Below are 7,125 nucleotides of genomic sequence, written 5' to 3'. Positions count from 1 at the left end.
GGCTGCGGGCCGCGGGGCGCCTGGCCGCGGGGCCGGGTCGGCGGGGCCGGCGGCACGTACGGCAGCGGCTTCGGCAGGCGCAGCAGGCGGGCGGCGCGACCGTCGCGGCCCGCGGTGAGGGCGGCGATGGCCTCGGGCTCGTGCCGCGCCGCATTGGCGAGCAGGCCCATCATGAACAGCACGAGGATGACCGAGGTACCGCCGTAGGACAGCAGCGGCAACTGGATGCCGGTCACCGGGAGCAGGCCCACCACGTAGCCCATGTTGATGATCGCCTGCAGCGCGATGAGCATGGTGATGGTGGCCGCCATGAGCGAGAGGAACGGGTCGGTGACGCGGGTCGCGATCCGCAGGCCCACCCAGGTGAACATGGCGAACAGGGCGATCACCAGGCCGGCGCCGAGGTACCCCAGCTCCTCGCCGATGATCGCGAAGATGAAGTCGTTGTGCGCGTTCGGCAGGTAGTTCCACTTCGCGGTCGAGTTGCCGAGGCCGACGCCGAACAGCCCGCCGTCGGCGAGCGAGTACCGCGCCTGGTCCGACTGGTAGTTGGCGCCGAGCGCATCGTTGGTGCGGCCGAGCCACGACGCGACGCGAGCGGACCGGTAGCCCTCGGCGAGCGCGAGGAACACGGCCGCCGCGATACCGCCGATGCCGAGCGAGACGAACAGTTTCGAGGACAGGCCCGCGTAGAACAGCAGCATCGCGCCGGTGGCGGCGAGGATCATCGCGGTGGACTGGTTGGGCTCGGCCACGACCAGTGCCGCCATGAGCATGACCACCGGGCCGAACGGCAGCAGCAGCTCCTTGATGCCCGCGTCCTTGTAGCGGCTGCGATCGGCGAGCAGGTGCGCGCCCCACACCACGAGGGCGACCTTCGCGATCTCCGACGGCTGGATGTTGAACCCGCCCAGGTCGATCCAGCGGCGCGAGCCGCCGACCTTGGACCCGACCCCCGGGATCAGCACCGCGACGAGCAGGCCGATCGCCACGAGCACGCCGACGAGCGACGCGCGGCGCAGGAACGCGGGACGCATGTAGAGCGCCCCGAGGAACGCCACGAAGCCCATCGAGACGTACATCGCCTGCTTGGTGAAGTTGGCGTAGGGCGAGCCGTAGGTGTTGATGTCCTCGACCGAGGAGGCCGAGAGGACCATGATCAGGCCGATCACGCTGAGCAGCGCGGTGATTCCGAGCACCAGGTGGAACGAGGCCAGCGGGCGGCGGATCGCGGTCGCGACGCCGATCGCCGCGTCCCGGATCACCGAGGCGCCCGTGCGGGCCACGTCGCGCGTGGTGGGGCGGGCGTCCGCCGCGGCCGTCTCCTCGGGCTGCGCGTCGAACTCCGTGCTCTCGGGTGCGTTCACGCCTCCGGGCGCGAGATCGTCCGTGGGCTCCTCAGTGGTCTTCCCGGCGCCTCGCGCCCGGCTCACGACGCCGCTCCCAGACCGCGGGCGGCCGCGGCGAAGGCGTCGCCGCGGTGCCCGTAGGAGCTGAACATGTCGAGTGATGCGGCCGCGGGAGCGAGCAGCACGACGGGCGCGGGGCCGGCCTCGGCTGCGCCGTCCGCGGCGATCCGCGCGGCCTCGCCGACGGCGGCCGCCATCGCCGCATCAGCATCGCCGGACACTAGGACCTCTTTGGTCCCAGACGTCCCTACAGAACGGTTTGCATCACTAGTCACAGGAGACACAGGACTATCGTGGCCCGTGACCACCCGAACCACGGGGACATCCGGCGCGTGTCGCGCCATTGCCGCCGCGATCTTCTCCGCGTCGACGCCGAGCAGCACCGCACCCGCCAGCCGCGGTGCCACCCGCGCCACCAGCGGATCGATCTCCGCGCCCTTGAGCTGACCTCCCGCGACCCACACCACGCGCTCGTGCGCCTCGATGGAGTTGAGCGCCGCGTGCGGATTCGTCGCCTTGGAATCGTCGATGTACGCGACCCCGCCGACCACACCGACGGTCTCGGCCCGGTGCGCCCCCACCCGGAACCCGGCCAGCGCCGCACCCGCCTCCGCGGCGGTCACCCCGACGGCCTGCGCGAGCGCCGTGGCCGCCAGCGCGTCCGCGATGCCCGCGGGGCCGGGCGGCGAGACGTCGGCGGCGGGCAGGATCGCCGCGCCGGCACCGTCGACCAGCACACCGTCGCGCACGCCGTACCGCCCGGCGGCGGGCACCCCCGTCGTGAACCCGACGGTGACCTCACCGCGCAGGCCCGAGGCCACCGGATCGTCGAGCCCGATCACCGCGAGATCACCGGACAGCGCCCGCGCCTTATCGGCCGTGTAGGCCTCCATCGACCCGTGCCAGTCGAGGTGGTCCTCCGCCACGTTGAGCACCACGCCGGCGCGCGGGCGCACCGACGGCGCCCAGTGCAACTGGAAGGACGACAACTCCACCGCGAGCACCCGCGGATCCGTGCCGTCGGCGATCGCGTCGATCACCGGGCGGCCGATGTTGCCGCACGCCACCGCAGCCCGGCCGGCGCCCAGCAGGATCGTCTCCAGCATCTGGGTCGTCGTGGTCTTGCCGTTGGTACCGGTCACCACGAGCCACTCGCGCGGCGCGCCGAACGCGCCCGCGCGGTCGATCCGCCACGCCAGCTCCACATCGCCGACGACCTCGACCCCCGCGGCCCGGGCCGCGGTCACGATCGGCGCGGTGGGCCGGAAACCCGGCGCGACCACCACCAGGCCGAAGCCCGCGAGCGCCTCCGCGTCGAACCCGTCCAGGTCGCGGACCGTCGCCTCCGGCACCTCGTCGGCGACCTTGGCGCGGGCCTCCGGCTTCCCGTCGGCGACGGTGACCGCGACGCCCAGCCGGAGCAGTGCGCGGGCCACCGCGGGGCCGGTCACACCGCCGCCGGCGACCAGCACGGAGTCGCCGGCGCCGGGCACCGTGATGTCGCCGGTGCCGGGCCGGACCATCAGCCGACCGCGCCGGAGCCGAGGAACTCGGCGTAGAACAGGACCAGGCCCAGGCCGCAGGCGATGGCCGTGAGCAGCCAGAACCGGATGATCACCGTGGTCTCCGCCCACCCCGACAGCTCGAAGTGGTGGTGGAAGGGCGCCATCCGGAACACGCGGCGGCCCGTCGAGCGGAAGACGGCGATCTGCACGACGACCGAGATCATCTCGGCCACGAACAGTGCGCCGAGCACCACCGCGAGCAGCTCGGTACGGGTCGTGATGGACAGGCCGGCCAGCAGGCCGCCGAGCATCAGCGAGCCGGTGTCGCCCATGAAGATCTTCGCGGGCGCGGCGTTCCACCACAGGAAGCCCAGGCACGCGCCGCCGCCCGCGACCGCGATGAGCGCCAGGTCGAGGGGGTCGCGCACGTCGTAACACCCGGCCACGGGCTTGGTCTCGCAGGCGTAGCGGAACTGCCAGAAGGTGATCAGCACGTAGCTGCCGAGCACCATGGCCATCGAACCGGCGGCGAGCCCGTCGAGGCCGTCGGTGAAGTTCACCGCGTTCGACCAGGCGGACACCACGAACAGGCTGAACAGCACGAACACGATGCCGCCCATGGTGATGGCGTTGATGTCGCGGGTGTAGCTGAGGTGATCGCTCGCGGGGCTTAGGCCCTGGTCGTTGACGAACTGCAGGGCGAGCACGCCGAAGATCAACGCGGCGATGGTCTGCCCCACCGTCTTCGCGGTCTTGTTCAGGCCGAGGTTGCGCTGCTTACGGATCTTGATGAAATCGTCGAGGAAGCCGACGAACGCCAGCGAGGTGGCGAGGCCGAGGACCAGCAGGCCCGAGGCGCTGGGGCCGGGGCCGGACCGCAGGCCGAGCAGGTGGGCGCCGAGGTAGCCGGCCCAGAGGGCGACCACGATCGCGACGCCGCCCATCGACGGGGTGCCGCGCTTGGTCTGATGGCTCTGCGGGCCCTCGACGCGGATCTCCTGGCCGAAGCCCTGGCGGGAGAACACCCTGATCAGGACGGGCGTGAGCAGGATCGCGACGGCCAGGGAGATGCCGCCCGCGAACAGGATCTGGATCACTTCTGCTGACTCCCCTGTGTGTTCTCATCGGTGCCCGTCGAGGTGTCCGACGGCGTCGTGGCGCCGCCCAGGTGCTCGGCGACCTCCCACATCTTCTCGGACTTGGACGCCTTGACCAAAACCAGGTCGCCTTCCCGGAGCTCCTCGCGCAGCCGAGCGACGGCCTCCTCCCGGGTGTCGACGCGGATCGCCTCGCTGCCCCAGGAGCCCTCCATCACGGCGCCCTGCCACAGCGCGTGCACCGCGCGCGAGGTGCCGACGCAGATCGTGGACGTGATGTCCAGGCGCACCAGGAACCGGCCCAGCCGGTCGTGTTCGGTGATGGACTCCTCGCCCAGCTCCCCCATCTCACCGAGCACGGCGAAGGTGCGGCGCCGCCCCCGGCCGGGGAGCCGCGCACCGTCGGGGTCGTGCTCGGACATGAGGACCAGGCTGCGCAGCGCGGCCCGCATCGCGTCGGGGTTGGCGTTGTAGGTGTCGTTGACCACCGTGACGCCCTCGCCGGTGGTGAACACGTCCATCCGGCGCGGCGACGCGGCGCCCGCGCCGGACAGGGCCTCGGCCACCGCGGCGACCGTCGCCCCGCACTCGAGGCCCACGGCGGCGGCGGCGAGCGCGTTGTGCACCTGGTGCTCGCCGTGCACGAGCAGCCGCACGGGCGCGTCGCCCGACGGCGCGTGCAGCGTGAACGCCGCGCGCGCCCGGCCGTCGAGGACCACGTCGCCCGCCCGCACCGCCGCCTCCGCGGAGGTCCCGTAGGTCACCACGCGCGCCCGCGTGCGCGGGGCCATCGCGGCGACGGCGGCGTCGTCGGCGTTGAGCACGGCCACGCCGCCCTCGCCGGACACGCCGGAGCCGGCGGGCAGCGCCTCGACCAGCTCGCCCTTCGCGCGGGCGATGGCCTCGCGGGAACCGAACTCACCGAGGTGGGCGGTGCCCACGTTGAGCTCGACGCCGATCCGCGGCGGCGCGACCCTCGCGAGCGCGGCGATGTGCCCCTCGCCGCGCGCGGACATCTCGAGCACGAGGAAGCGCGTGGACGGCGTCGCGCGGAGCGCGGTCCACGGGTGACCGATCTCGTTGTTGAAGGAGCCGGGCGGCGCCACGGTCTCCCCCAGGGGCCGCAGGACGGCGGCGATGAGGTCCTTGGTCGACGTCTTGCCGGCGGACCCGGTCACGCCGACCACGGTGAGCCCGTGCTCCTCGGCGAGCACCTTCGTGCAGTGCGCCGCGAGGGCGCCGAGCGCGCCGAGGACGGCCGCGCCGGCGCCGTCGGCGTCGCTCTCCAGGGCCATGACCCGGTTGTCGGTCTCCCCCGACACGGGCACGACGATCGCGGGCACGCCCACGGGGCGGGCGCCCAGGACGGCCACCGCGCCCTTCTCGATCGCCGTCGCCGCGAAGTCGTGGCCGTCGACGCGGGCGCCGGGAAGGGCCAGGAACAGCCCACCGGGACCGATCTCGCGGGAATCGAATTCGACGGTGCCCGTGACCTTCCGGTCCGGATCGGGCACGTCGTGCAGGGTGCCGCCGACGATGTCGGCGATCTGCCGCAGGCTCAGTTCGATCACGACAGCGACTCCAGCGCCGCGGCGACCTCTTCCCGGTCGTCGAACGGGTGCTTGACGCCGTCGATCTCCTGTCCGGCCTCGTGGCCCTTGCCCGCCACCAGCACCACGTCGCCGGTGCGGGCCCAGTTCACGGCCTCGACGATGGCGGCGCGGCGGTCGCCGATCTCGCGGACCTCGCCGCCGCCGGGCACGGCGCGGGCACCGGCGAGCACGGCCGCGCGGATCTGCGCGGGGTCCTCGGTGCGCGGATTGTCATCGGTGACGATCACCAGCTCCGCGGCGCGGGCGGCGGCCTCCCCCATGAGCGGCCGTTTGCCGCGGTCCCGGTCGCCTCCGGCGCCCACCACGACGGCGATCCGCCCGGCGGTCTGCCCGCGCAGCGTGGCGATCACCGCGTCCAGTGCGGCCGGCTTGTGCGCGTAGTCCACCACGGCGAGGAAGTCCTGGCCGCGGTCGATGCGCTGCACGCGGCCGGGGACGGCGACGCTCGCGATGCCGCGGGCGGCCTCCGCGAGGGGCACGCCGGCCTCCTGCGCGATCACCAGGGCCAGCGCGGCGTTCGCCACGTTGTAGGCCCCGGGCAGGCCGACCACGGCCGAGAAGCTCTGCCCGTCGGGGCCGCTCAGCGTGAACCGCTGGGTGCCGTCGGAGTGGGCGGCCACCTCGCCCGCGGTCCAGTCCGCGGGGCCCGTGGTGGCGACGGTGACGAACGGCAGCCCGGCGGCGCGGCGCAGGTCCGCCATCCGCCTGCCCCAGTCGTCGTCGACGCAGATCACGGCCTGCTCGCAGGCCTGGGGGCCCACGAACAGCATCGCCTTGGCGGCGAAGTAGTCCTCCATCGTGGGGTGGTAGTCCAGGTGGTCCTGGCTGAGGTTGGTGAACGCACCGACCGCGAACCGGGTGCCGCCGACGCGGTTCTGGGCCAGCGCGTGCGAGCTGACCTCCATCACCGCGGCGGTGACGCCGTTCTCCACCATCGACGCGAACAGCCCCTGCAGGGCCGTGCCCTCGGGGGTGGTGAGCGTGGTGGGCACGTCGATGCCGCCGATCCGGGTGCCCACCGTGCCGATCAGGCCGGTGGTGGCGCCCTCGGCGGCGAGCGCGGCCTCGACCAGGTACGACGTGGTCGTCTTGCCGGAGGTCCCGGTGATCCCGACGAGCGTCATCGCGGTCGACGGTGCGCCGTAGATCACCGCGGCGACGGGGCCGAGCACCGAGCGCGGGTCCGGGTGCAGCAGCACGGGCACGTCGTGGCCCGCCTCCTCGAGAACCGCGGCGCCCGCGGCGTCGGTGAGCACCGCGACGGCGCCGTCGGCGATGGCGTCACCGGCGAACCGGGCGCCGTGCGTGGACGTACCGGGTACCGCGCAGAACAGGTCCCCGGGCCGCGCGTTCTGGGCGCGCACGGTGGCCCCGGTGCAGCGGGTGTCGCCCCCGTCGCCGGCCGGCGTGACCGCCGGGACCTGCGCGGAGATCTCGGACAGCGTGGCTCCGCTCGGACGGGCGGGACGCGTGAGAGTCGATTCGGGCACCGATGAATCCT

General features: G+C 73.4%; 5 protein-coding genes. All 5 read right to left on the bottom strand.

Annotated elements, in window-relative coordinates; translation table 11 throughout:
• Positions 1–1,433, bottom strand: a 1,433-nt coding sequence (ftsW, locus tag BN39_RS20170) for a putative lipid II flippase FtsW (RefSeq protein WP_081586209.1), incomplete at its 3' end; no start/stop codon positions are given.
• A complete protein-coding gene (murD, locus tag BN39_RS20165) occupies positions 1,430–2,932 on the bottom strand; it encodes a UDP-N-acetylmuramoyl-L-alanine--D-glutamate ligase (protein WP_019204258.1) in 1,503 nt (500 codons plus the stop codon). The genes ftsW and murD, both read right to left, overlap by 4 nt.
• Positions 2,932–4,011 (bottom strand): phospho-N-acetylmuramoyl-pentapeptide-transferase, encoded by a 1,080-nt coding sequence (gene mraY, locus BN39_RS20160; RefSeq protein WP_019204257.1) that lies wholly within the window; start codon positions 4,009–4,011, stop codon positions 2,932–2,934. Before mraY ends, murD begins: the two co-directional genes overlap by 1 nt.
• Positions 4,008–5,582 carry a UDP-N-acetylmuramoyl-tripeptide--D-alanyl-D-alanine ligase gene (gene murF, locus BN39_RS20155; RefSeq protein ID WP_019204256.1) on the bottom strand — a complete coding sequence of 525 codons (1,575 nt, stop codon included), beginning with the start codon at positions 5,580–5,582 and terminating at the stop codon, positions 4,008–4,010. Before murF ends, mraY begins: the two co-directional genes overlap by 4 nt.
• Complete coding sequence (locus BN39_RS20150) at positions 5,579–7,114, bottom strand: UDP-N-acetylmuramoyl-L-alanyl-D-glutamate--2,6-diaminopimelate ligase (RefSeq protein WP_019204255.1); 1,536 nt, start codon at positions 7,112–7,114, stop codon at positions 5,579–5,581. The genes murF and BN39_RS20150 overlap by 4 nt, the downstream gene beginning before the upstream one ends.
• Between the last annotated feature and the right edge of the window lie 11 nt (positions 7,115–7,125).

Source organism: Tsukamurella sp. 1534 (assembly GCF_000312385.1).
GTDB lineage: Bacteria > Actinomycetota > Actinomycetes > Mycobacteriales > Mycobacteriaceae > Tsukamurella.
This window is presented reverse-complemented; position numbering and strand designations above follow the sequence as displayed.